General features: G+C 70.0%; 23 protein-coding genes. 8 read left to right on the forward strand and 15 right to left on the reverse strand.

The window, feature by feature from the left end; translation table 11 throughout:
- Positions 1-120: 120 nt before the first annotated feature.
- The 10 genes from ACTWQE_RS27635 to ACTWQE_RS27680 all read right to left on the reverse strand — a co-directional run bounded on the left by ACTWQE_RS27635 (position 121) and on the right by ACTWQE_RS27680 (position 7,473).
- Complete coding sequence (locus ACTWQE_RS27635; protein ID WP_443331779.1) at positions 121-486, reverse strand: VOC family protein; 366 nt, start codon at positions 484-486, stop codon at positions 121-123.
- A 63-nt stretch (positions 487-549) separates the two neighbouring features.
- Entirely contained in the window at positions 550-897 is a 348-nt protein-coding gene (locus ACTWQE_RS27640; RefSeq protein ID WP_443331780.1) for a metal-sulfur cluster assembly factor, read from the reverse strand.
- On the reverse strand, positions 894-1,358 hold the full coding sequence (gene sufU, locus ACTWQE_RS27645; RefSeq protein WP_443331781.1) for a Fe-S cluster assembly sulfur transfer protein SufU: 465 nt from the start codon (positions 1,356-1,358) through the stop codon (positions 894-896). The genes ACTWQE_RS27640 and sufU overlap by 4 nt, the downstream gene beginning before the upstream one ends.
- A gap of 29 nt (positions 1,359-1,387) precedes the next feature.
- Positions 1,388-2,644 (reverse strand): cysteine desulfurase, encoded by a 1,257-nt coding sequence (locus tag ACTWQE_RS27650; RefSeq protein WP_443331782.1) that lies wholly within the window; start codon positions 2,642-2,644, stop codon positions 1,388-1,390.
- The gene (locus ACTWQE_RS27655) at positions 2,641-2,814 is read right to left on the reverse strand and encodes a hypothetical protein (RefSeq protein ID WP_443331783.1); all 174 of its coding nucleotides are present in this window, start codon (positions 2,812-2,814) and stop codon (positions 2,641-2,643) included. Before ACTWQE_RS27655 ends, ACTWQE_RS27650 begins: the two co-directional genes overlap by 4 nt.
- A complete protein-coding gene (gene sufC / locus ACTWQE_RS27660; protein WP_443331784.1) occupies positions 2,807-3,574 on the reverse strand; it encodes a Fe-S cluster assembly ATPase SufC in 768 nt (255 codons plus the stop codon). Before sufC ends, ACTWQE_RS27655 begins: the two co-directional genes overlap by 8 nt.
- A 7-nt stretch (positions 3,575-3,581) precedes the next feature.
- Complete coding sequence (locus tag ACTWQE_RS27665; RefSeq protein WP_443331785.1) at positions 3,582-3,917, reverse strand: non-heme iron oxygenase ferredoxin subunit; 336 nt, start codon at positions 3,915-3,917, stop codon at positions 3,582-3,584.
- A complete protein-coding gene (gene sufD, locus ACTWQE_RS27670; protein WP_443331786.1) occupies positions 3,914-5,098 on the reverse strand; it encodes a Fe-S cluster assembly protein SufD in 1,185 nt (394 codons plus the stop codon). The genes ACTWQE_RS27665 and sufD overlap by 4 nt, the downstream gene beginning before the upstream one ends.
- Positions 5,099-5,251: 153 nt before the next feature.
- Entirely contained in the window at positions 5,252-6,673 is a 1,422-nt protein-coding gene (gene sufB / locus ACTWQE_RS27675) for a Fe-S cluster assembly protein SufB (RefSeq protein WP_443331787.1), read from the reverse strand.
- Positions 6,670-7,473 (reverse strand): helix-turn-helix transcriptional regulator, encoded by an 804-nt coding sequence (locus ACTWQE_RS27680; RefSeq protein ID WP_443331788.1) that lies wholly within the window; start codon positions 7,471-7,473, stop codon positions 6,670-6,672. Before ACTWQE_RS27680 ends, sufB begins: the two co-directional genes overlap by 4 nt.
- A gap of 401 nt (positions 7,474-7,874) precedes the next feature.
- Between ACTWQE_RS27680 and ACTWQE_RS27685 the strand changes: the two genes are divergently transcribed.
- The 3 genes from ACTWQE_RS27685 to ACTWQE_RS27695 all read left to right on the forward strand — a co-directional run bounded on the left by ACTWQE_RS27685 (position 7,875) and on the right by ACTWQE_RS27695 (position 10,703).
- Positions 7,875-8,801 carry an ABC transporter ATP-binding protein gene (locus ACTWQE_RS27685; RefSeq protein ID WP_443331789.1) on the forward strand — a complete coding sequence of 309 codons (927 nt, stop codon included), beginning with the start codon at positions 7,875-7,877 and terminating at the stop codon, positions 8,799-8,801.
- Complete coding sequence (locus ACTWQE_RS27690) at positions 8,798-9,568, forward strand: ABC transporter permease (RefSeq protein WP_443331790.1); 771 nt, start codon at positions 8,798-8,800, stop codon at positions 9,566-9,568. Before ACTWQE_RS27685 ends, ACTWQE_RS27690 begins: the two co-directional genes overlap by 4 nt.
- Positions 9,569-9,719: 151 nt before the next feature.
- Positions 9,720-10,703 carry a COX15/CtaA family protein gene (locus tag ACTWQE_RS27695; RefSeq protein ID WP_443331791.1) on the forward strand — a complete coding sequence of 328 codons (984 nt, stop codon included), beginning with the start codon at positions 9,720-9,722 and terminating at the stop codon, positions 10,701-10,703.
- Between the two features lie 663 nt (positions 10,704-11,366).
- Here ACTWQE_RS27695 and ACTWQE_RS27700 read toward each other — a convergent pair.
- Positions 11,367-11,717, reverse strand: coding sequence for a hypothetical protein (locus ACTWQE_RS27700; RefSeq protein ID WP_443331792.1), 351 nt, complete (start codon positions 11,715-11,717; stop codon positions 11,367-11,369).
- Between the two features lie 115 nt (positions 11,718-11,832).
- Positions 11,833-12,750 carry a heme o synthase gene (locus tag ACTWQE_RS27705; protein WP_443331793.1) on the reverse strand — a complete coding sequence of 306 codons (918 nt, stop codon included), beginning with the start codon at positions 12,748-12,750 and terminating at the stop codon, positions 11,833-11,835.
- Positions 12,751-13,223: 473 nt separating this feature from the next.
- On the opposite strand from ACTWQE_RS27705, the gene tkt reads away from it, so the two are divergent.
- From tkt to pgl, 5 genes are read left to right on the forward strand one after another with little or no spacing between them, the layout of a single operon-like run.
- Positions 13,224-15,317, forward strand: coding sequence for a transketolase (gene tkt, locus ACTWQE_RS27710; RefSeq protein WP_443331794.1), 2,094 nt, complete (start codon positions 13,224-13,226; stop codon positions 15,315-15,317).
- A 34-nt stretch (positions 15,318-15,351) separates the two neighbouring features.
- Positions 15,352-16,470 (forward strand): transaldolase, encoded by a 1,119-nt coding sequence (gene tal / locus ACTWQE_RS27715; RefSeq protein WP_443331795.1) that lies wholly within the window; start codon positions 15,352-15,354, stop codon positions 16,468-16,470.
- A gap of 1 nt (position 16,471) precedes the next feature.
- Positions 16,472-18,007 (forward strand): glucose-6-phosphate dehydrogenase, encoded by a 1,536-nt coding sequence (gene zwf, locus ACTWQE_RS27720; RefSeq protein WP_443331796.1) that lies wholly within the window; start codon positions 16,472-16,474, stop codon positions 18,005-18,007.
- Positions 18,004-19,062: a glucose-6-phosphate dehydrogenase assembly protein OpcA gene (gene opcA, locus ACTWQE_RS27725; RefSeq protein ID WP_443331797.1), complete on the forward strand. Its 1,059-nt coding sequence runs from the start codon at positions 18,004-18,006 to the stop codon at positions 19,060-19,062. Before zwf ends, opcA begins: the two co-directional genes overlap by 4 nt.
- Positions 19,059-19,841, forward strand: a complete 783-nt coding sequence (gene pgl / locus ACTWQE_RS27730) for a 6-phosphogluconolactonase (protein ID WP_443331798.1) — start codon at positions 19,059-19,061, stop codon at positions 19,839-19,841. Before opcA ends, pgl begins: the two co-directional genes overlap by 4 nt.
- Positions 19,842-20,035: 194 nt before the next feature.
- On the opposite strand, the gene pgi is transcribed toward pgl, so the two are convergent.
- From pgi to secG, 3 genes are all read right to left on the reverse strand, one after another.
- Positions 20,036-21,688: a glucose-6-phosphate isomerase gene (pgi, locus tag ACTWQE_RS27735; RefSeq protein WP_443331799.1), complete on the reverse strand. Its 1,653-nt coding sequence runs from the start codon at positions 21,686-21,688 to the stop codon at positions 20,036-20,038.
- A 275-nt stretch (positions 21,689-21,963) separates the two neighbouring features.
- Entirely contained in the window at positions 21,964-22,299 is a 336-nt protein-coding gene (locus ACTWQE_RS27740) for an RNA polymerase-binding protein RbpA (RefSeq protein WP_076971064.1), read from the reverse strand.
- A 162-nt stretch (positions 22,300-22,461) separates the two neighbouring features.
- Positions 22,462-22,692 (reverse strand): preprotein translocase subunit SecG, encoded by a 231-nt coding sequence (gene secG, locus ACTWQE_RS27745; protein WP_443331800.1) that lies wholly within the window; start codon positions 22,690-22,692, stop codon positions 22,462-22,464.
- Positions 22,693-22,790: the final 98 nt, after the last annotated feature.

A 22,790-nucleotide genomic window follows, 5' to 3' on the forward strand; every position in this document is an offset into this window, starting at 1 on the left:
AGTACGAGGACGACCTCCCCCAGCCTCCGGCCGGGGGTACCCCCACCGCCTTGCGATCGCACGCACCAGCCGCCGCGACCCCCGCCCTTCGGGCGGACGGCGCTACTTTCGAAACACGCCCTAGTCGATCAGGGTCTGCTTCGGGCGGAGGACACAGAACTCATTGCCCTCCGGATCCGCCAGCACGACCCATGTCGCGTCCTCGCCCTGGCCGACGTCCGCCCGCCGTGCCCCGAGCGCCAGCAGCCGCTCGACCTCGGCCGCCTGGTCATCCGGGCTGAGGTCCAGATGCAGCCGGTTCTTCACCGTCTTCCGCTCGGGTACGGGCAGGAACACGATCCCCGGCCAGGCGTCCTCGTCGGCGCCGATGACGACCTCCTCCGGATCGTCGAAGAGCACCTTCCAGTTCAGCACCTCGCACCAGAAACGAGCCAGTCCGCGCACGTCATGGGCGTCGACGGCGATCTGATAGAGCGCAACAGCCACGCCCGCCAGTCTGCCTGGCGGGCATGGCTGTGTCAGCGCGACGGGCGGTCGCGGACGAAGGTGTCAGACGTTGAAGCCGAGCGCGCGCAGCTGCTCGCGGCCATCGTCGGTGATCTTGTCCGGGCCCCACGGCGGCATCCAGACCCAGTTGATCCGGAGCTCGGAGACCAGGCCGTCGGTGGCGGACTTCGCCTGGTCCTCGATGACATCGGTCAGCGGACACGCCGCCGACGTCAGCGTCATGTCGACGGTGGCGATATTGGCGTCGTCGATATGGACACCGTAGATCAGGCCCAGATTGACGACATCGATCCCCAGCTCGGGGTCGACCACGTCCATCAGCGCCTCGGTGACCTCCTCGACGGTGGCCGCCGCGGACCGGGCGTTCTCAGTCGTTGCGTTCTCGGTCATGCCGTCTTCCTCGCAGCCTCGTCGCCCAGTGCCTGGGCAGTGGCGTCCTTCCAGGCCATCCAGCTCAGCAGAGCACACTTCACGCGCGCCGGGTACTTGGAGACCCCGGCGAACGCGACGGCGTCCTCCAGGACCTCTTCCATCGCGTCGTCCGGCTCGATCCGGCCCTTGGACTGCATCAGCTCCAGAAACGTTTCCTGAATCCTGCGCGCCTCGGCGAGGTCCTTACCCACCAGCAGTTCGTTCAGCACCGAGGCACTGGCCTGGCTGATCGAGCAGCCCTGGCCCTCGTACGAGACGTCCTCGACCGTCCCGCCGTTCAGCCGGACGCGCAGCGTGATCTCGTCACCGCACGTCGGGTTGGTGTGATGCACTTCGGCGTCGCCGTCGCGCAGCCCGCGCCCGTGCGGGTGCTTGTAGTGGTCCAGGATCACTTCCTGGTACATCGAATCAAGCTTCACGAGTCAGCCTGTCCCTCACGCTGTGCCCATCAACCGAAAAAGTTCCGTACGTAGTCCAGGCCCTCCACCAGGGCGTCGACCTCGGCGGGGGTGGAGTACAGATAGAACGACGCTCGCGTGGTCGCAGGAATTCCGTACCGCAGGCAGACCGGACGGGCGCAGTGGTGCCCCACCCGGACCGCGATGCCCTGCTCGTCGAGCACCTGCCCCACGTCATGGGGGTGGATGTCCCCGAGTGTGAAGGAAATCGCCGCCCCGCGGTCCTCGGCCGTCATCGGGCCGATGATCTGCAGGTCCGGGACCTCCAGCAGCCTGCCCACCGCGTACTCGGTGAGGGCGTGCTCATGGGTCTGGATGTTGTCCATGCCGATCGCGGTGAGGTAGTCCACGGCCGCGCCGAGGCCCACGGCCTGGGCGATCGGGGGCGTGCCGGCCTCGAACTTGTGCGGTGCGGGCGCGTAGGTCGACGAGTGCATCGACACGGTCTCGATCATCTCGCCGCCGCCGAGGAAGGGAGGGAGATCCTCGAGGAGCTCCTGCCGGCCCCACAGCACGCCGATCCCGGTCGGGCCGCACATCTTGTGGCCGGTGAAGGCCACGAAGTCCGCCTGGAGCGCCTGTACGTCCATGGCCATGTGCGGGGCGGCCTGCGAGGCGTCGATCAGCACCAGCGCGCCCACCTCCTGGGCCCGCCGTACGATCGCCTCGACGGGGTTGATCGTGCCCAGGATATTGCTGACCAGCACAAACGAGACGATCTTTGTCTTCTCGGTGATGATCTGGTCGATGGTGGAGAGATCGAGCCGGCCCTCGTCGGTGAGGCCGAACCACTTCAGCTTCGCACCGGTGCGCTGCGCCAGCAGCTGCCACGGCACGATGTTGGAGTGGTGCTCCATCTCCGTGATGACGATCTCGGTGTCGCGGTCCACCCGATAGGGCTCATCGGCCCAGCCCAGCATGTTGGCGACGAGGTTGAGCGACTCGGAGGCGTTCTTGGTGAAGATCACCTCGTCGCGGCTCGGCGCGTTGATGAATTCCGCGACCTTGTCGCGTGCGCCCTCGTACAGCGCCGTGGCCTCCTCGGCGAGGACGTGCACACCGCGGTGGACGTTGGCGTTGTACCTCTCGTAATAGCCGCTCACAGCGTCGAGCACCTGGCGTGGCTTCTGCGACGTCGCCGCGTTGTCCAGGTACACGAGCTTCTTCCCGTCGTGGACCACGCGGTCCAGGATGGGGAAGTCCTTGCGGATCGCCTCGGTGTCGAGGAGGCCCGGCAGTGTCGTCACGCCCTCTGCCCTCCGATCTCGCCCAGGGCTGTCGCCTGGGTGATGCCCCCGTCCCCGCCCGTACGGCGGCGGTGGGGGGTGTCGTTCGCCTGCGGAACCACGGCCTCGGGGTTCCCCATGCCGAAGGCCTTGGGGACCCCGGTGCCGAAGGCCGGGGGAGCGTCACTCACCCGTAGCGCCGCCCTTCACATAGGCCTCGTAGCCCTCGTTCTCCAGCTTGTCCGCGAGCTCCGGGCCGCCGGACTCGGCGATCCGGCCGTGGGCGAAGACATGGACCTGGTCGGGCTTGATGTAGCGCAGAATACGCGTGTAGTGGGTGATCAGCATGGTGCCGACCTCGCCGCTCTCGCGGACCCGGTTGACGCCCTCGGAGACGATCCGCAGCGCGTCGACGTCCAGCCCGGAGTCGGTCTCGTCGAGAATCGCGATCTTCGGCCTGAGCAGCTCGAGCTGAAGGATCTCGTGGCGCTTCTTCTCACCGCCGGAGAAGCCCTCGTTGACATTGCGCTCGGCGAAGGAAGGGTCGATGTTGAGGCGCTCCATGGCCTCCTTGACCTCCTTCACCCAGGTGCGCAGCTTGGGCGCCTCGCCGCGGACCGCGGTCGCGGAGGTGCGCAGGAAGTTGGAGACCGAGACGCCGGGCACCTCGACCGGGTACTGCATGGCGAGGAAGACACCGGCGCGGGCGCGCTCGTCGACCGACATCTCCAGGACGTCCTCGCCGTCGAGGGTGACGGTGCCGCCGGTGACGCTGTACTTGGGGTGGCCCGCGAGGGAGTACGCCAGCGTGGACTTGCCGGAGCCGTTCGGGCCCATGATGGCGTGCGTCTCCCCCTGCTTCAGGGTCAGGTCGACGCCGCGCAGGATCTCGCGGGGGCCGTTCTCGGCCTCGACGGAGACGTGCAGGTCGTGGATCTCAAGCGTTGCCATGGGTGCCTCAGGACTCCTGGGTGACGGAGACGAGCACAGATGCATCTGGGCCGTCTCCTTCGATCTTTACGGGGTATACGGGGACGGGGCGGGTGGCGGGCAGACCGGACGGCTTGCCGGTGCGCAGGTCGAAGCGCGACCCGTGCAGCCAGCACTCGATGGTGCAGTCCTCCACCTCGCCCTCGGACAGCGAGACGTTGGCGTGCGAGCAGATGTCGTTGATCGCGAACACGTCTCCGTCGGTGCGCACCAGCGAAACCGGCGTGCCGTCGAGCTCCACCCTCTTGGGGGTGTCCTCCTCCAGCTCGTCCAGCGCGCAGACGCGTACGAATGCCTCGCTCATGCCACGGACGCTTCCAGCTCGGCGTCGATCTTGGCGATCAACCGCTCCTCGAGGTCCGGCAGCCCGATCTGCTGGACGAGCTCGGCGAAGAAGCCTCGGACGACCAGCCGGCGGGCCTCGTCGGCCGGGATGCCGCGCGCCATCAGGTAGAAGAGCTGCTCGTCGTCGAAGCGGCCGGTGGCCGAGGCGTGCCCGGCACCGACGATCTCGCCGGTCTCGATCTCCAGGTTGGGCACCGAGTCGACGCGGGCGCCATCGGTGAGTACGAGGTTCCGGTTGAGCTCATAGGTGTCGGTGCCCTCGGCGGCGGCCCGGATGAGGACGTCGCCGATCCACACCGCGTGCGCGTCCTGGCCCTGCAGCGCGCCCTTGTACACGGCGTTGCTGCGGCAGTGCGGGGTGTTGTGGTCGACGAAGAGACGGTGCTCCTGGTGCTGGCCGTTGTCGGTGAAGTACAGACCGAACAGCTCGGCCTCGCCGCCGGGGCCCGCGTACTGCACCCGCGGGTGCAGCCGGACGACATCGCCGCCGAAGGTCACCACGATCGACTTGAACGAGGCGTCCCGGCCGACGAGAGCGTTGTGCTGCGCGGTGTGCACGGCCGTGTCGTCCCAGTCCTGGACCGAGACGACGGTGAGCTTGGCGCCGTCACCCAGCAGATAGTCGACATTGGCCGCGACCACGGCGTCACCGGTGTGGTCGATCACGACGACCGCCTCGGCGAAGGCGCCGAGCTCGATGATCTGGTGGCCGAAGGCCGTGCCGCCGTCGCCGTGCACGGCGATCCGGATCGGCTCGGTCAGCACGGCCTCCTTGGGCACCGAGACGACCGAGGCCTTCTCGAAGGAGGAGTACGCCTGGGCCGCGACGCGGTCCACCGGGGTGCCGGCCTTGCCGACCCGGGCGTCGTCCCGGCCCACGGTCTCGACCGTCACGCCCGCGGGCGCGGTGACCTCGACCTTGACGCCGCCGCCGTTCGCGACGGCGGTGCCGTCGTGCAGGCCCTTGAGCCGCTCGAGGGGAGTGAAGCGCCACTCCTCCTCACGGCCGTGGGGCACGGGGAAGTCCGCCACGTCGTAGGACGGCGGCGCACTCATCCGCGTGGCGACGGTGGACTCCGCTGCCACCGCGATGGACCCGGTGGTGGTGGCCCCCGCCGGAATGTTCTGAGCCTCAGCCATGGCTGTTGTCGTGCTCTCTCTCTGCCTGATTGGGTTCGCTCGCCTCGGGCGGCTCCGGCGCTCCCGATGCCTTCGGGAGCGCCATGCCCTTCGGTTCACTCACACTTCACGGGACGGCCCCGCGAAGCGGGGCTCGGTACGGGCGGCTGGGTGTCAGCCGACCGCGCCCTCCATCTGCAGCTCGATCAGCCGGTTGAGCTCCAGCGCGTACTCCATGGGAAGCTCACGCGCGATCGGCTCGACGAAGCCACGCACGATCATCGCCATCGCCTCGGTCTCGCTCATGCCCCGGCTCATCAGGTAGAAGAGCTGATCGTCGCTGACCTTGGAGACGGTCGCCTCGTGACCCATGGACACATCGTCCTCACGGACGTCCACATACGGGTAGGTGTCCGAGCGGGAGATGGTGTCGACGAGCAGCGCGTCGCAGAGCACGTTGGACTTCGAGCCCTCGGCGCCCTCGCCGATCTCGATCAGACCGCGGTAGGAGGTACGGCCTCCGGCCCGGGCCACCGACTTCGAGACGATGTTGGAGGAGGTGTTCGGAGCCATGTGGACCATCTTGGCGCCGGCGTCCTGGTGCTGGCCCTCGCCCGCGAAGGCGATGGACAGCGTCTCACCCTTGGCGTGCTCGCCCATGAGGTAGACGGCCGGGTACTTCATCGTGACCTTGGAGCCGATGTTGCCGTCGACCCACTCCATGGTCGCGCCCTCGTACGCCACGGCGCGCTTGGTGACCAGGTTGTAGACGTTGTTCGACCAGTTCTGGATGGTCGTGTAACGGCAGCGGGCGCCCTTCTTGACGATGATCTCGACGACCGCGGAGTGCAGCGAGTCCGACTGGTAGATCGGCGCGGTGCAGCCCTCGACATAGTGGACGTAGGCGTCCTCGTCGACGATGATCAGCGTCCGCTCGAACTGGCCCATGTTCTCGGTGTTGATCCGGAAGTAGGCCTGGAGCGGGATCTCCACGTGCACGCCCTTCGGCACGTAGATGAACGAGCCGCCCGACCACACCGCCGAGTTCAGCGACGCGAACTTGTTGTCACCGACCGGGATGACGGTGCCGAAGTACTCCTTGAAGAGCTCCGGGTGCTCCTTGAGCGCCGTGTCGGTGTCCAGGAAGATGACGCCCTGCTCCTCCAGGTCCTCGCGGATCTGGTGGTAGACGACCTCGGACTCGTACTGGGCGGCGACACCCGCGACGAGGCGCTGCTTCTCCGCCTCCGGGATGCCCAGCTTGTCGTAGGTGTTCTTGATGTCCTCGGGCAGGTCCTCCCAGGAGGCGGCCTGCTTCTCCGTGGAGCGCACAAAGTACTTGATGTTGTCGAAGTCGATGCCCGACAGGTCGGAGCCCCAGGTCGGCATGGGCTTCTTGTCGAACAGCTTCAGCCCCTTGAGCCGCAGCTTCAGCATCCAGTCCGGCTCGGACTTCTTCTGGGAGATGTCGCGGACGACCTCCTCCGACAGACCACGCTTCGCGGAAGCGCCGGCCACGTCGGAGTCGGCCCAGCCGTACTCGTAGTTACCCAGGCCCTCGAGTTCGGGGTGGGCAGTCTCCGTGGGGAGAGTCATGCGGGGTTCCTCCCGGACGTGCTTGCAGATGCTGTAGTGGTCTCGTGCGCGGTTCTGGGGGCGCCGCTCTTCTTCGGGATGAAGGTCGTGCACACCCCGTCGCCATGAGCGATCGTGGCCAGTCGCTGGACATGGGTGCCGAGCAGGCCGGCGAAGACCTCGGTCTCCGCCTCGCACAGCTGCGGGAACTGCTCGGCGACATGCGCGACCGGGCAGTGGTGCTGGCAGAGCTGCTCGCCGACCGGTGCGCTGCGCGCCGTAGCAGCGTACCCGTCGGCGGTCAACGCCCTGGCCAGCGCCTCGGTGCGGTCCTCGGGATCGGCGCTCTCCACGGCCTCGCGGTAGCTCACCGCCTGGGCGGCGAGCCGGGCGCGGGCGAACGCGGCGACGGCGGCGTCGCCCTTCTCCCCGCCGCCCGCCGTCTGCGCGATCCAGCGCAGGGCGTCGGCCGCCAGGGTGTCGTACGCCTGGTCGAAGGCGTCCCGCCCGCTGTCAGTGAGGGCGAAGGCCTTGGCCGGGCGGCCGCGGCCACGCGAACCGTAGATCCGCTGCTCGCGGGGCTCGACGACTCCGTCGGCGACCAGCGAGTCGAGGTGGCGGCGGACCGCGGCCTGGGTGAGCTGGAGACGGCTGGCCAGTTCGGCCGCCGTCGACGGGCCGTGGTCGAGGATCGACCGGGCCACGCGATTACGGGTGCTGCGCTGTCCGTCGTCCTCGAACGATGTGGGGTGAGCGGGCAGGGGGGATTCGGCGGTCTCCCGGACCGCCGCCGCCTTCTCGGCCTCGCTCGTGTATTTCACAACGCCATTGTTGCGTAATTCTCCGCGATGCGACAACCCACGATCCGCGGGCATACGCGTGGGCTCTGTCACTAAGGGTCACCTAAGGGACGGTACGGGCAGCGCGGACGGAGCCCGCCCCCGGGCGCACCGGGACCGGGGAGCGCGGGCCGTCGGTACCGGCCCGGGAGCACCTCGCCGTACGCCCGCACCAGGTCCGGCAGCCCGGAACGTGCCCTCGCCGCGGGGCGGGCGCCAATGCTCCGACGCGCCGCCGTGGCCGAAGAGCGGTACACCCCGGCGCGCGCGCATCTCTCGTCCGGGCGTACGACGAACGGTGCGCGGCCGGTGGCGCACGGCTGTCGCACCGCTCCCCGCCCCTGGCGACCACGGCGACGGCCGCGGTTCGTAGACTCTGCGGCATGCGAAGCGTCCCCGTCGTCCAGGTCCAGGGACTGGTCAAGCGGTACGGCCCGAAGACCGCGGTCGACGGCCTCGACCTGTCCGTCGGCGCGGGCACCGTCACCTCGGTCCTCGGCCCCAACGGCGCCGGGAAGACCACGACCGTCGAGACCTGCGAGGGCTACCGCCGCCCCGACGCCGGCACGGTACGGGTCCTCGGCCTCGACCCCCTCGCGGACGCGGCGGCCCTGCGCCCCCGCATCGGCGTGATGCTCCAGTCCGGCGGGGTCTACCCGGGGGCCCGCGCCGACGAAATGCTGCGCCACACGGCCAAGCTGCACGCCCACCCCCTCGACGTGGACACGCTGATCGAACGCCTGGGCCTCGGCTCCTGCGGGCGTACGGCCTACCGACGGCTCTCGGGCGGCCAGCAGCAGAGGCTGGGGCTCGCCATGGCCGTCATCGGACGGCCCGAACTGGTCTTCCTCGACGAGCCGACCGCCGGGCTCGATCCGCAGGCCCGGCGCGCCACGTGGGAGCTGGTGCGGGAGATGCGCGCCGACGGCGTCACGGTCGTCCTCACCACGCACTCCATGGACGAAGCCGAGCAGCTGTCGGACGATGTCGCGATCATCGACGCCGGCCGGGTGGTCGCCCAGGGCAGCCCCGAGGCGCTCTGCCGGGGGGGCGCGGAGAACACCCTGCGCTTCACCGGGCGGCCCGGGCTCGACCTCGCCGCACTGCTCAAGGCGCTTCCCGCGGACACCGCTGCCGTCGAGCTGACCCCCGGTACGTACCGCGTCACCGGCAAGATCAACCCGCAGCTGCTGGCCACCGTCACGTCCTGGTGCGCCCAGCACGGCGTGATGCCGGACCGGATCGCGGTCGAGCAGCACACCCTGGAGGACGTGTTCCTGGAGCTGACGGGCAAGGAGTTGCGCGGATGACCGCCACCGGTACGTTCACCCCGAAGCCCGGAGCGGCGCCGCTCGGCCGGATGATCGCGGCGCAGACGGCGCTGGAGACCCGGATGCTGCTGCGCAACGGCGAGCAGCTGCTGCTGACGGTGGTGATCCCGACCCTGCTGCTGACGCTGTTCAGCGTGGTGGACATCGTCGATACGGGCCGGGGCGAGCCGGTGGACTTCCTGGCCCCCGGCATCCTGGCGCTCGCCGTGATGTCCACGGCCTTCACCGGACAGGCCATCGCCACCGGCTTCGAGCGCCGGTACGGCGTGCTCAAGCGGCTCGGCACCACACCGCTCCCTCGCTGGGCGCTGATGACCGCGAAGACGGGCTCGGTGCTGGTCACCGAGGTGCTGCAGATCGTGCTGCTGACGGTGGTGGCCTTCGCGCTCGGCTGGTCGCCGCACGGCAACCCGGGGGCTGTCCTGCTGCTGCTCGTACTCGGCACAGCGGCGTTCTCCGGGCTCGGCCTGCTGATGGCGGGCACCCTCAAGGCCGAGGCGACCCTGGCCGCGGCCAATCTGGTCTTCCTCCTGCTGCTGGTCGCGGGCGGGGTCGTCGTGCCGCTGAGCAAGTTCCCCGACGCGGCGCAGAGCGTGCTCCAGCTGCTGCCGATCTCGGCGCTGTCGGACGGGCTGCGGGACGTGCTCCAGCAGGGTACGGGCGTGCCGTGGGGCGACCTGGGGATTCTCGCGGTGTGGGCGGCGCTGGGCCTGGGCGCCGCGGCGCGCTTCTTCCGCTGGGAGTGACCGGTCTTCCGCCGGGGAGCGACCGATTGCCGTTCCACGGAGGTCCGGAGGGGCCGCCCCGGCCCTGGACCGTCCGGTAACCGGGGCCCTGCGGCACCTCCCGGGGGACCCCTCGTGAAAAGTTGCACAAGCCCCCGCCTACGATGAACCCGTGCCGAATTCGCTGAACCCCCTCGAGCAGATCGCCCGCCGCTGGCAGCCCTCCGCGCGCTTTGTGCGCCGGGCCGCGCTGGCGACCGTGGTGATGACCGTCGTCATCATCGTCACGGGTGGAGCGGTCCGGCTCACCCAGTCCGGGCTGGGCTGCCCGACCTGGCCGACCTGCACCGAGGGGAGCCTGACGCCGACCCGCGAGATGGGTATCAACGGCATCATCGAGTTCGGCAACCGGATGCTGACCTATGTTCTCTGCGCCGTCGTCGGTCTCGCGATCATTGCCGCCCGCGCCCGTGCCCCGCGTCGACGTGATCTGACCCGGCTGGGCTGGGCGCAGTTCTGGATGGTGATGAGCAATGGGGTCGTGGGCGGGATCACCGTGCTGACCGGCCTCAATCCGTACATCGTCGCCACGCACTTCCTGACCGCGTCCGCGCTGCTCACGGTCGCGGTGGCGATGTGGCAGCGCGCCGGCGAGGCGGACGCCCCGGCCCGGCCGCTGGTGGGCGAGCCGGTGCGCCGGCTCGCCTGGCTGACCGTCGCGGTCACGGGCGCGCTGATCGTCGTCGGCACGGTCGTCACCGGTGCGGGCCCGCACGCGGGCGACGCCCACGAGGTGCACCGCATCCGCCTCGACTGGGAGCGGGTCACCCAGCTCCATGTCGACCTGGTCTTCCTGCTGCTCGGCCTGGTGATCGCCCTGCTGCTGACGTTGCGGGCGGTCGACGCCCCCGCCGCCGCGCGCCGACGGGTCCGCGAGCTGCTCGTCGTGCTGCTGGCGCAGGGCGCTGTGGGCTTCGTCCAGTACTTCACGCACCTGCCCGAGCTGATCGTCGGCGTCCATATGCTCGGCTCCAGCCTGGTGTGGATCGCCGTGCTACGGGTGCCGTCGGCGCTGCGCGAGCGCCCGCTGCCGGAGGCCGGGAGCGGCGTGCCGGGCCCGTCCCCCGAGGGTTCAGCGGTGAAGGCCGCCGTCTGAGGGCCGTCACCGGCCAGGGAGCCGACCGGGGCCCCGGCCCAGTGGCACCAGCCCCCTGGTCCTGGGCGGGTGCGCGTCCCCCGCACCGAGCAGTGCGGCGACCGCCGGTAGTCGACGGCGCGTGACCGAACACCTTGGCCCGCCCTCGCCCCGCAGCCGGGCCGGCGACTCGGGAACCATCCGCTGAGCCGAGCACATCCGGCTCCGGCAGAGCGTGGCGCCGGTGGTGAAGAGGAGCGGTTTCCCGACGGCTGCGGCTCCGGCCGCGTCCGCGCCCAGCGGGCAACGCGACCCGGTTCTCGCGGGCCCGTGAGCACCCCGGCGCTCAGTGCCCACCGATCAGGTCACGACGGCCCGTGCTGCGCGGCCGCCGCCGTCCGGGCTCCAGGACACCGCTCGTCCGACGGCAGGCTCGATGGCGCTCGGGCGGGCAGTGCGGCTCCCGGCCCATTCAGCAGCGCACAGGAACGGCGTACGCGCACCCGGCCCCGGCATCGAAGAAAGCGGTGTCGGGTGCCGCGGAGTGGTGGAGATACCTCGAAGGTGCCGGAGGCCGGTCCGCGGCAAGCCGAACCAGTACTGGTCCACCCGGGGTGACGGGGGGACCACAGCGTCCGCGCCTGCCGTCGGAACCGTCCCGCGCTCCGACGGCATGGGCGGCTCTCAGGTGTTGCTCGGGCCTCCGAGCTGGATACCCGCCATTCGGCTCCACTCGTACGGGCCGGTGCGGACCTTGGCCGCGAGGTCACCGTCGAAGGAGTCGTGCAGGGTGATTCCGGCCCGCTCCGCGGCGCTCCGCGCGATCGCGTGCGTGGGGGCCACGAGGTCGCCCCAGCCGCCGTCCTCGCCGACGAGCACAATCCGGGTGCCCATCTGTCCGATGTAGGCGAGCTGGCCCTCGGCGCTCCCGCCGTGGCTCTTGGCGAAGGCCTTGATCTGCTTCGCGAGCCGGGCGGCCCGGCGCTCGGCCCCGGCGTCCGGAGTGCTGTCCTCGGCCTGCTTGGTGTCTGCCATGGGAACGATGCTACCGGCCGGTAGATCAACTGGCGACGGCCGGTGGAAGTGGCTTCGGCCACGCCTCGGCGGGAGGGCGGGTCAGCGCCGGAACACGCCTTCGTGGAAGGGCGGGTCAGCGCAGGAAGGGGTCCACAGCGATGGCCACGAACAGGAGCGAGACATAGGTGATGGACCAGTGGAACAGCCGCATCTCCTTGAGCTTGGCACCCGCTGCGCCCGCCTTGGCGCGCGCCTGGAGCCCGTGCGCCTCCCTGAGCCACCATCCGCCGGCCAGGACGGCCACCAGCGGGTAGAACCAGCCGACGTACCCCAGCGGCCACAGGGCCAGCGAGACGGCGACCATGACCCAGCTGTAGAGCACGATCTGGCGGGCGACGACCGTGTTGGCGGCGATGACGGGCAGCATCGGCACGCCCACGCGCGCGTAGTCCTCCCGCACCTTCATCGAGAGCGGCCAGTAGTGCGGCGGCGTCCAGAAGAAGATGACGAGGAAGAGGACGACGGCGGCCCAGGAGACCGAGTTCGTCACGGCGGACCAGCCGATGAAGACCGGCATGCAGCCGGCGATACCGCCCCACACGATGTTCTGGGCGGTGCGCCGCTTGAGGATCATCGTGTAGACGACGACGTAGAAGAGCAGCGCCCCCAGGGACAGCGCCGCCGACAGCCAGTTGACCAGGACGCCGAACCACACCGTGGAGATCACGGCCAGCGCCAGGCCGAACACCAGACCCTCGCGCGGGGACACCAGGCCGGTCACCAGCGGCCGCTGGGACGTACGGTCCATGAGGGCGTCGATGTCACGGTCGATGTACATGTTGAGCGCGTTGGCGCCGCCGGCGGAGAGGTATCCGCCGACGCAGGTGGCGAGTACCAGCCACAGATCCGGCACGCCCTGCTCGGCCAGGAACATCACCGGCACGGTGGTGATCAGCAGCAGCTCGATGATCCGCGGCTTCGTCAGAGCCACGAACCCCATGACCCGGGCCCCGAGCGGCCGGTGACCGGGACTCTCCTCGATCTCCCCCATAGCCCCGCGGGCGTGGGTGGGGGTTCCCCCGGCGGAGCCAGGGGGAGTACCCCCACCCGCAGGACGGGATTCGACGGCCGTCACGTACACCCCTGTATAGCGGCTCCGGCGGCTCGCACCGCGGGCACAGACCAGCAAGCACCGGTGATGAAGGCCGGTGAGGACTTGCGCGTACCACGCCACTCTAGACGTAGCGGATACGCCGCCCGTCCCGGGGGTGGGTCGTGTTGGCCGTCGTCGGTTCATGCCCGGGAGCACTGCTGACGAGCGGAGCCGCACCGCTCCCTTCGCTCCGGAAAAGTGCCCGCCCGCCTGAGACAGAGACGTAGGACACACGTATTCGGTAGCGCCGGACACCGGTCCGGCAGCCGAGACACATCGAAAAATGCGCGTTCACGCGAGGGTAGGCTCGACAGCGCCCGGTGCGCAGAAGGTCACCGGCTTCGACATGTGGAGAGGAGCCCTGACTCAGGGTGAGCACCAAGCCGACCACCACAGACCTCGAGTGGGCCGAACTGGACCAGCGGGCTGTCGACACCGCCCGCGTTCTGGCCATGGATTCCGTGCAGAAGGTCGGTAACGGCCACCCGGGCACAGCCATGAGCCTGGCTCCGGCCGCGTACCTGCTCTTCCAGAAGCTGATGCGGCACGATCCGGCGGACGCGAACTGGACGGGACGCGACCGCTTCGTCCTCTCCCCCGGCCACACCAGCCTGACCCTCTACATCCAGCTCTTCATGGCAGGCTACGGCCTGGAGCTGGACGACCTGAAATCCTTCCGCACCTGGGGCAGCAGGACACCGGGCCATCCCGAGTACGGCCACACCGCCGGCGTCGAGACCACCACCGGCCCGCTCGGCCAGGGCATCGCCAACGCCGTGGGCATGGCGATGGCCGCCCGCTATGAGCGCGGCCTCTTCGACCCGGATGCCGCCCCGCAGTCCTCCCCGTTCGACCACACGATCTGGACGATCGTCTCCGACGGCGACCTGGAGGAGGGCATCTCGGCGGAGGCCAGCTCGCTGGCGGGCCACCAGAAGCTCGGCAGCATCGTCGCCCTGTACGACGACAACCACATCTCGATCGAGGGCGACACCGCGACCGCGCTGTCCGAGGACGTCCTGAAGCGCTACGAGGCGTACGGCTGGCACGTCCAGCGCATCGAGCAGGCCCCGAACGGCGACTTCGACATCCACCAGCTGTACGCGGCGCTCAAGGCCGCACAGGCCGAGACCGAGCGCCCCTCCATCATCGCGGCCCGTACGATCATCGCCTGGCCCGCGCCGCACGCGCAGAACACCGAAGCGGCCCACGGCTCCGCGCTCGGCGCCGAGGAGGTCGCCGCGACCAAGAAGGTGCTCGGCTTCGACCCCGAGCGGGACTTCCAGGTCGACGACGAGGTGTTCGCCCATGTCCGGCAGGCGCTGGACCGCGGCCGTGAGGCGCGCGCCGCCTGGGACAAGCAGTTCCAGGAGTGGCGCAACGCCAACCCCCAGCGCGCCGCCGAGTTCGACCGCATCGCCGCGGGTGAGCTGCCCGAGGGCTGGGAGCAGAAGCTGCCCGTCTTCGAGGCCGGCAAGGACGTCGCCACCCGTAAGGCGTCCGGCGAGGTCCTCAAGGCGCTGGGCGGTGTGATCCCCGAGCTGTGGGGCGGCTCCGCCGACCTCGCGGGCTCGAACAACACCACGATCGACCCGTCGTCCTCGTTCCTCCCCGCGGACAACCCGCTGCCCGAGGCGAACCCGTACGGCCGGACGGTCCACTTCGGCATCCGCGAGCACGCCATGGGTTCGACCATGAACGGCGTCGCCCTGCACGGCAACACCCGTATCTACGGCGGCACGTTCCTGGTGTTCTCGGACTACATGCGCCCGGCGGTGCGGCTGGCCGCGCTGATGCGACTGCCGGTCACCTACGTCTGGACGCACGACTCGATCGGCCTCGGCGAGGACGGCCCGACCCACCAGCCGGTCGAGCACCTTGCGGCGCTGCGCGCCATCCCGGGGCTGAACATGGTCCGGCCCGCGGACGCCAACGAGACCTCGGTCGCCTGGCGCGAGATCATGCGCCGCCACAGCGCCAGGCCCGCGCCCCACGGTCTGGCCCTCACCCGGCAGAACGTGCCGACGTACGCGCCCAACGACGACGCCGCCAAGGGCGGTTACGTCCTGTTCGAGGCCGAAGGGCCCGACGGGCAGAGCGCGGCGCCCCAGGTCATCCTGATCGCGACCGGCTCCGAGGTGCAGCTGGCCGTCGAGGCGCGCGCGAGGCTCCAGTCGACCGGTGTCCCGGCCCGGGTCGTCTCGATGCCGTCCGTCGAATGGTTCGAGGAGCAGGACCAGGGGTACCGCGACAGCGTGCTCCCGCCGTCCGTGAAGGCCCGGGTCGCGGTCGAAGCCGGAATTGGCCTGACCTGGCACCGGTTCGTCGGCGAAGCCGGCCGGATCGTCTCGCTGGAGCACTTCGGTGCGAGCGCCGACTACAAGGTGCTGTTCCGCGAGTTCGGCATCACCGCCGACGAGGTCGAGACCGCCGCGCGGGAATCTCTCGCCGCCCTCGGTCGCTGACGCCCCTAGACGACAAGTAGGAGATGCAACTCTCATGGCAGACGCACTCAAGCGCCTCTCCGACGAAGGCGTGGCGATCTGGCTGGACGACCTGTCTCGCCGGCGCATCACATCCGGCAACCTCGCCGAGCTGATCGACCAGCAGCACGTGGTCGGCGTGACCACCAACCCGTCGATCTTCCAGAAGGCGATCTCCGGTGGCGACGGGTACGAGCAGCAGCTCGCCGACCTCGCCGCCCGCCGGGTGACCGTCGAGGAAGCCGTCCGTATGATCACGACAGCGGACGTCCGGGACGCCGCCGACGTGCTGCGGCCGGTCTTCGACGCGACCGGCGGCCGCGACGGCCGGGTCTCCATCGAGGTCGACCCGCGTCTGGCGCACAACGCCCGGGCCACCGTCGCCGAGGCCAAGCAGCTCGCGTGGCTGGTCGACCGGCCGAACACCTTCATCAAGATTCCGGCCACCCGGGCGGGCCTGCCTGCGATCACCGAGACCATCGGCAAGGGCATCAGCGTCAACGTCACGCTGATCTTCTCGCTGGAGCGCTACCGCGCGGTGATGGACGCCTATCTCGCCGGTCTGGAGAAGGCCAAGGCCGCCGGGCTGGACCTCGCCCAGATCGAGTCCGTCGCGTCCTTCTTCGTCTCCCTGGTGGACACCGAGATCGACAAGCGGCTGGACGCCCTGGGAACCCCCGAGGCCAAGGAGCTGCGCGGCAAGGCCGCCATCGCCAATGCCCGGCTCGCGTACCAGGCGTACGAAGAGGTCTTCGCCTCGGACCGCTGGGCGGCCCTGGAGAAGGCCGGCGCCAACCGGCAGCGTCCGCTGTGGGCCTCGACCGGGGTCAAGGACCCCGCGTACAAGGACACCCTGTACGTCGACGAGCTGGTCGCCCCCGGCACCGTGAACACCATGCCGGAGGCCACCCTCGAGGCGGTCGCCGACCACGGCGACATCAGGGGCGACACCGTGCGCGGCACCTACGAGCAGGCCCGGGCCGACCTCGATGCGCTGGCGACGGTCGGTGTCTCCTACGACGACGTGGTCCAGGTCCTCGAGGACGAGGGCGTCGAGAAGTTCGAGACCGCCTGGATCGACCTGTTGAAGTCCACCGAGGCGGAGCTCAAGCGCCTCGCCCCATCGGAGGCGTGAATTGACCACACCGTCCGCACGGGGCAATCCGCTGCGTGACCCACGGGACCGGCGGCTTCCGCGTATCGCGGGGCCGTCCGGCCTGGTCATCTTCGGCGTCACGGGAGACCTGTCCCGCAAGAAGCTGATGCCGGCCGTCTACGACCTGGCCAACCGCGGGCTGCTGCCGCCGGGCTTCTCGCTCATCGGCTTCGCCCGCCGCGACTGGGAGCACGAGGACTTCGCGCAGGTCGTGCACGACGCTGTCAAGGAACACGCCAGGACGCCGTTCCGCGAGGAGGTCTGGCAGCAACTCGCCGAGGGCTTCCGCTTCGTGCCCGGCGAGTTCTCCGACGGCGGCGCCTTCGAGAAGCTGAAGTCGACGATAGAGGAGCTGGACAAGGCCCGCGGAACGGGCGGCAACTTCGCCTTCTATCTGTCGGTGCCGCCGAAGTTCTTCCCCACCGTCGTGGAGCAGCTCAGGGAGCACGGTCTCTCGGAGGGCTCGGGCGACTCCTGGCGGCGCGCCGTGATCGAGAAGCCCTTCGGCCACGACCTGAAGAGCGCCCAGGAGCTCAACAACATCGTCCACGAGGTCTTCCGCCCGGGCGATGTCTTCCGGATCGACCACTACCTGGGCAAGGAGACGGTCCAGAACATCATGGCGCTGCGCTTCGCCAACACGATGTTCGAGCCGATCTGGAACCGCAGTTACGTCGATCATGTCCAGATCACGATGGCCGAGGACATCGGCATCGGGGGGCGCGCCGGGTACTACGACGGCATCGGCGCCGCCCGTGATGTGATCCAGAACCATCTGCTCCAGCTGCTGGCGCTGACCGCGATGGAGGAGCCCTCCTCCTTCGACGCCAAGGCGCTGGTGACCGAGAAGCTGAAGGTCCTCGGCGGCGTCAAGCTGCCCCGGGACCTGGGCAGGCACACCGTACGCGGCCAGTACGCGCGCGGCTGGCAGGGCGGCACGGAGGTGCGCGGCTACCTCGAGGAGGACGGCATTTCGCCGGACTCGCGCACCGACACCTTCGCCGCGATCAAGCTGGAGATCGACAACCGCCGTTGGGCGGGAGTCCCCTTCTATCTGCGGACCGGAAAGCGGCTCGGCCGCCGGGTCACCGAGATCGCGGTGGTCTTCCAGCGCGCACCGCACTCCCCCTTCGACACCACCGACACCCAGGAGCTCGGGCAGAACGCCCTGGTCATCCGGGTGCAGCCGGACGAGGGGGTCACCATCCGGTTCGGGTCCAAGGTGCCCGGCACCCAGATGGAGATCCGGGACGTGACGATGGACTTCGCGTACGGCGAGTCCTTCACCGAGTCCAGCCCCGAGGCGTACGAACGGCTGCTGCTCGATGTCCTGCTGGGCGACGCCAACCTCTTCCCCCGCCATCAGGAGGTGGAGGAGTCCTGGCGCATCCTCGACCCGATCGAGGCGTACTGGGACAAGCACGGCCGGCCCGAGCAGTACACCGCCGGCACCTGGGGGCCGAAGGCCGCGGACGAGATGCTCGCACGAGACGGACGGAGCTGGCGCCGGCCATGAGGACCGAACTCACCGAGACCACCTCCAGCCAGATCAACCACGCTCTGGTCAAGGCGCGCCGGGCGACCGGCACGCCCGCCGTCGGCATGGTGCTCACCCTGGTGATCGTCACCGACGAGGGAAACCACTACGACGCGCTGAGAGCCGCGAGCGAGGCGTCCAAGGAGCACCCCTCCCGGATCCTCGTGGTCATCAAGCGGCCGGGGCGCTCGCCGCGCGACCGCAAGATGGCCCGGCTCGACGCGGAGGTACGGGTCGGCGGCGAGACCGGTACCGGGGAGACCGTGCTGCTGCGGCTGCACGGTGAACTCGCCCACCACGCCTACTCGGTCGTCCTCCCCCTGCTGCTGCCCGATGCCCCGGTGGTCGTCTGGTGGCCCGAGGAGGGGCCGGAGAACCCCGCCGAGGACCCGATCGGGCAGGTGGCGGCCCGCCGGGTGACCGACGCGGCGGCCACCGAGGACCCGGTCGCGACGCTGGAGCTGCGGGCCAAGGCCTACAGCCCGGGCGACACCGATCTGGCCTGGACCCGGATCACGGGGTGGCGCAGTGTGCTCGCGGCAGCCCTGGACCAGAGGCACTCGGCGATCAAGTCAGCCGTGGTGGAGGGCGAGGCGTACAACCCGAGCAGCGAGCTGCTCGCGCTGTGGCTCGCCGACCGGCTGGGCGTGCCGGTCGAACGCACCGTCTCGGAAGGGCCGGGCCTGACCGCCGTACGACTGGAGACGGCCGACGGCACGATCTGCCTGGACCGGGCCAATGGCTCCCTGGCCGAGTTGGCCATGCCCGGCCAGCCGGACCGGCATGTGGCGCTGAAGCGACGGGAGACCAACGAGCTGATCGCCGAGGAGCTCCGGCGGCTGGACCCGGACGAGATCTACGCGGCCACGGTGAAGTTCGGGGCGACCAAGCAGGGAAAGAGCGTCATCGCTGCCGGAACGGGCGACTCCGGCCGTCGCCCGCCCGCCGGAACCGACGACACCGGCTCCGCTGCCGCGACCGAGGCACCGGCCGCGCCGGCGGAGAGCACCACAGCCCGGAAGGCGGCGAAGTGACCGCTCCTCAGGTCGTGGTCCACCGCGACAAGGAGCTGATGGCGCAGGCCGCGGCGGCCCGGCTGATCACGAAGCTCGTGGACGCCCAGGCCGCCCGGGGCTTCGCCTCGGTGGTGCTCACCGGCGGACGGAACGGCAACGGCCTGCTGGCCGCGCTGCACCGGTCCCCGGCCCGGGACGCCGTGGACTGGTCACGGCTGGATCTGTGGTGGGGGGACGAGCGCTTCCTGCCTGAGGGCGACCCGGAGCGGAACGACACCCAGGCCCGGGAGGCGCTGCTGGACGCGGTGCCGCTCGACCCGAAGCGGGTCCATCCGATGCCGGCCGCGGACGGGCCGTTCAACGACGACGTGGAGGCGGCGGCGGAGGCGTACGCGGCCGAACTCGCGGCGGCGGCGCGGCCGGAGAACCACGCCTCGGTGCCCTCCTTCGACGTGCTGCTGCTGGGCGTGGGCCCGGACACGCATGTGGCCTCGCTCTTCCCGGAGATGCCGGCCGTCCGGGAGACCGAGCGTACGGTCGTCGGGGTGCGGGGCGCACCGAAGCCACCACCCACCCGGATCTCGCTCACCCTCCCGGCGATCCGGGCGGCGCGTGAGGTGTGGTTGCTCGCCGCGGGCGAGGACAAGGCCCAGGCGGCGGCGATCGCGCTGTCGGGGGCCGGTGAGATCCAGGCTCCGGCGGCCGGGGCGCGGGGGCGCAGCCGGACGCTGTGGCTGCTCGACGCGGCCGCGGCGGCGAGGCTGCCGCGCGGGCTGTACCCGCCCGCCTCCCCCTGAGCACTGCCCCACCAGTTCGTGGACCCTCCTGACCGCTGATCGCGGTCGCCGGTACGGGTCACCGGTCGTCGTCCGAAGCCCCGGGACCACTGGCCCCGGGGCTTCTGTCCGGCACTGGTCCGCGCCGGGCCGCCGGCGGACCCGGGCCTTCCCGGCCAGCGTGACCGGGGCTTTCCTGGCCCGGGGAACGCTCCTCAGCGTCCGCGCAGCGTGCGGTAGCGAGCGACCAGAGCGGCGGTGGAGCTGTCCAGGCCCGTGCCGCCGGTGCCCTCGGTCAGTACGGGCTCGATGCGCTTGGCCAGGACCTTGCCCAGCTCGACCCCCCACTGGTCGAAGGAGTCGATGTTCCAGACGGCGCCCTGGACGAACACCTTGTGCTCGTACAGCGCGATCAGCTGGCCCAGCACCGACGGGCTGAGTTCCGTCGCCAGGATCGTGGTGGTGGGGCGGTTGCCGTGGAAGGTGCGGTGCGACACCTGCTCGGGCGGCACGCCTTCGGCCGCGACCTCCTCGGCGGTCCTGCCGAAGGCGAGCGCCTGCCCCTGGGCGAACAGATTGGCCATCAGCAGATCGTGCTGTGCGGCCAGTTCGGGGCTCAGCTCGTCGACGGGACGGGCGAAGCCGATGAGGTCGGCCGGGATCAGCTTGGTGCCCTGGTGCAGCAGCTGGTAGTACGCGTGCTGGCCGTTGGTGCCGGGCGTGCCCCAGACGACCGGTCCGGTCTGCCAGTTCACCGGGTTGCCCTCGCGGTCCACGGACTTGCCGTTGGACTCCATGTCCAGCTGCTGGAGGTAGGCGGTGAACTTCGAGAGGTAGTGGCTGTAGGGAAGCACCGCATGCGACTGGGCGTCGTGGAAATTGCAGTACCAGATGCCCAGCAGACCCAGCAGCAGCGGAGCGTTTGCCTCCGGCGGAGCGGTCCGGAAGTGCTCGTCGACGAGGTGGAAGCCGTCCAGCATCTCGCGGAAGCGCTCCGGGCCGATGGCGATCATCAGCGAGAGACCGATGGCGGAGTCGAAGGAGTACCGCCCCCCGACCCAGTCCCAGAACTCGAACATGTTCTGGGTGTCGATGCCGAACTTCGCCACCTCCTCCCCGTTCGTGGAGAGGGCCACGAAGTGGAACGGCACCGCGGCCTCGTCCCCGCCGAGCCCGTCCAGCAGCCACTTGCGGGCCGAGGTCGCGTTGGTGACCGTCTCGATGGTGGTGAAGGTCTTCGAGGCGACGATGAAGAGCGTCTCGGCCGGGTCCAGGTCCCGTACCGCCTCGTGCAGATCCGCGCCGTCGACATTGGAGACGAACCGGAGGGTCAGCGAGCGGTCGGTGTACGCGCGCAGCGCTTCGTACGCCATGGCCGGGCCGAGGTCGGAGCCGCCGATGCCGATGTTGACGACGTTCCTGATCCGCCGGCCCGTGGAGCCGACCCACTTCCCGGAGCGGACCGAGTCGGCGAAGCCCGCCATCTTGTCGAGCACCGCGTGCACCTTCGGGACGACGTTCTCGCCGTCCACCCGGATGACCGCGTCCCGGGGGGCACGCAGCGCGGTGTGCAGCACCGCGCGGACCTCCGTGACGTTGATCTTCTCTCCGCGGAACATCGCGTCCCGCAGCTCCGCCACACCCGTCGCCGCCGCGAGCTCGCGCAGCAGCCGCAGCGTCTGGTCGGTGATCAGGTGCTTGGAGTAGTCCAGGTGCAGATCGCCCACCTGGAGGGCGTACCGCTCGCCGCGGTCGGGGTCACCCTCGAACAGCTCGCGCAGCTGCACCTCCCCCAGCAGCTCCCGATGCCTGCCCAACGCGGTCCACTCCGGCAACCGATCGAGCCTGGTACGGCCTTCTGCATTCATCTGCGCCCATCACCACTTCTCTCGTACCTGCCCCGCTGCGGGTCCCAACCTAATTGATCAGGATCCGGTACGCGGTGTCTCCCGGCTGTCGCCACGGCCACGCGCGGGTGTCGGCACGGCGACACCGGTCAGGAACGGCCCGGCTGCCGACAGCATGGGGACACCCCCCAGGCGTCGGCCACCGCACGGCCTGGACGCGTTCGGCCCGGCCCCCCAGGGATTCTCCTGGGAGGCCGGGCCGAAGGAAAGGCCACTGTGCGAGCGGCGGACAGAGCTTAGATCTCGCCCCGCAGCTTGGCGAGCGCCTCGGCGAGGATCGCCTCACCATCGGCATCACTGCGCCGCTCCCGGACGTAGGCGAGGTGCGTCTTGTACGGCTCGGTGCGCGGCGGGTCCGGCGGGTTGTCCCGGTCCTTGCCGGCGGGAAAGCCGCAGCGGGGGCAGTCCCAGGTATCGGGAATCTGCGCGTCGCTGGCGAAGCTCGGCTGCGTCTCGTGCCCGTTCGAGCACCAGAAGGAGATGCGGAGGCGCGGCGCGGACTCGCCCCGCTCGGCCTCCCCCATCGGCCCCGCTCCGACCCGACTTCCACGGATCGCGTTGCCACTTGCCACGGTCGTAACTCCCTGCGTGATGGTGCCGCGAAGCATCAATAGGCAGCTCCGCTGCCGAGCGCCCCAGTCTACGTAAGGCCCAACGCGCGTCCAGTGACAGGAGTTACACACCGCCCCCCAAGGACGCAAGCCTCATGATAAGCCCGCGCTTGCGACAGTGCGTCAGCCGTCCAGTTTGACGAGCACTCCGAGAGTGACAATGCACGCGAACCACAGCAGTCCGACCACGATGGTGATCCGGTCGAGGTTCCGCTCGGCGACGGAGGAGCCGCCGACCGAGGACTGCATACCGCCACCGAACATGTCGGACAGACCGCCACCCTTTCCCTTGTGCATCAGCACCAGCAGCATCATCAGCAGGCTGAAGACGATCAGGGCGATCGAGAACCCCATAATCACGGCTGGACCAACTCTCTCGGACGGTGACGGACGCTGCGCTCGGTCGAACTGCTTGCTCGACGGGACTGCTCGGGGGTCGGGGGGGACGTTTT

Origin of the sequence: Streptomyces sp. 8N706 (assembly GCF_052245415.1) — a bacterium.
In the GTDB taxonomy this organism is placed as follows: domain Bacteria; phylum Actinomycetota; class Actinomycetes; order Streptomycetales; family Streptomycetaceae; genus Streptomyces.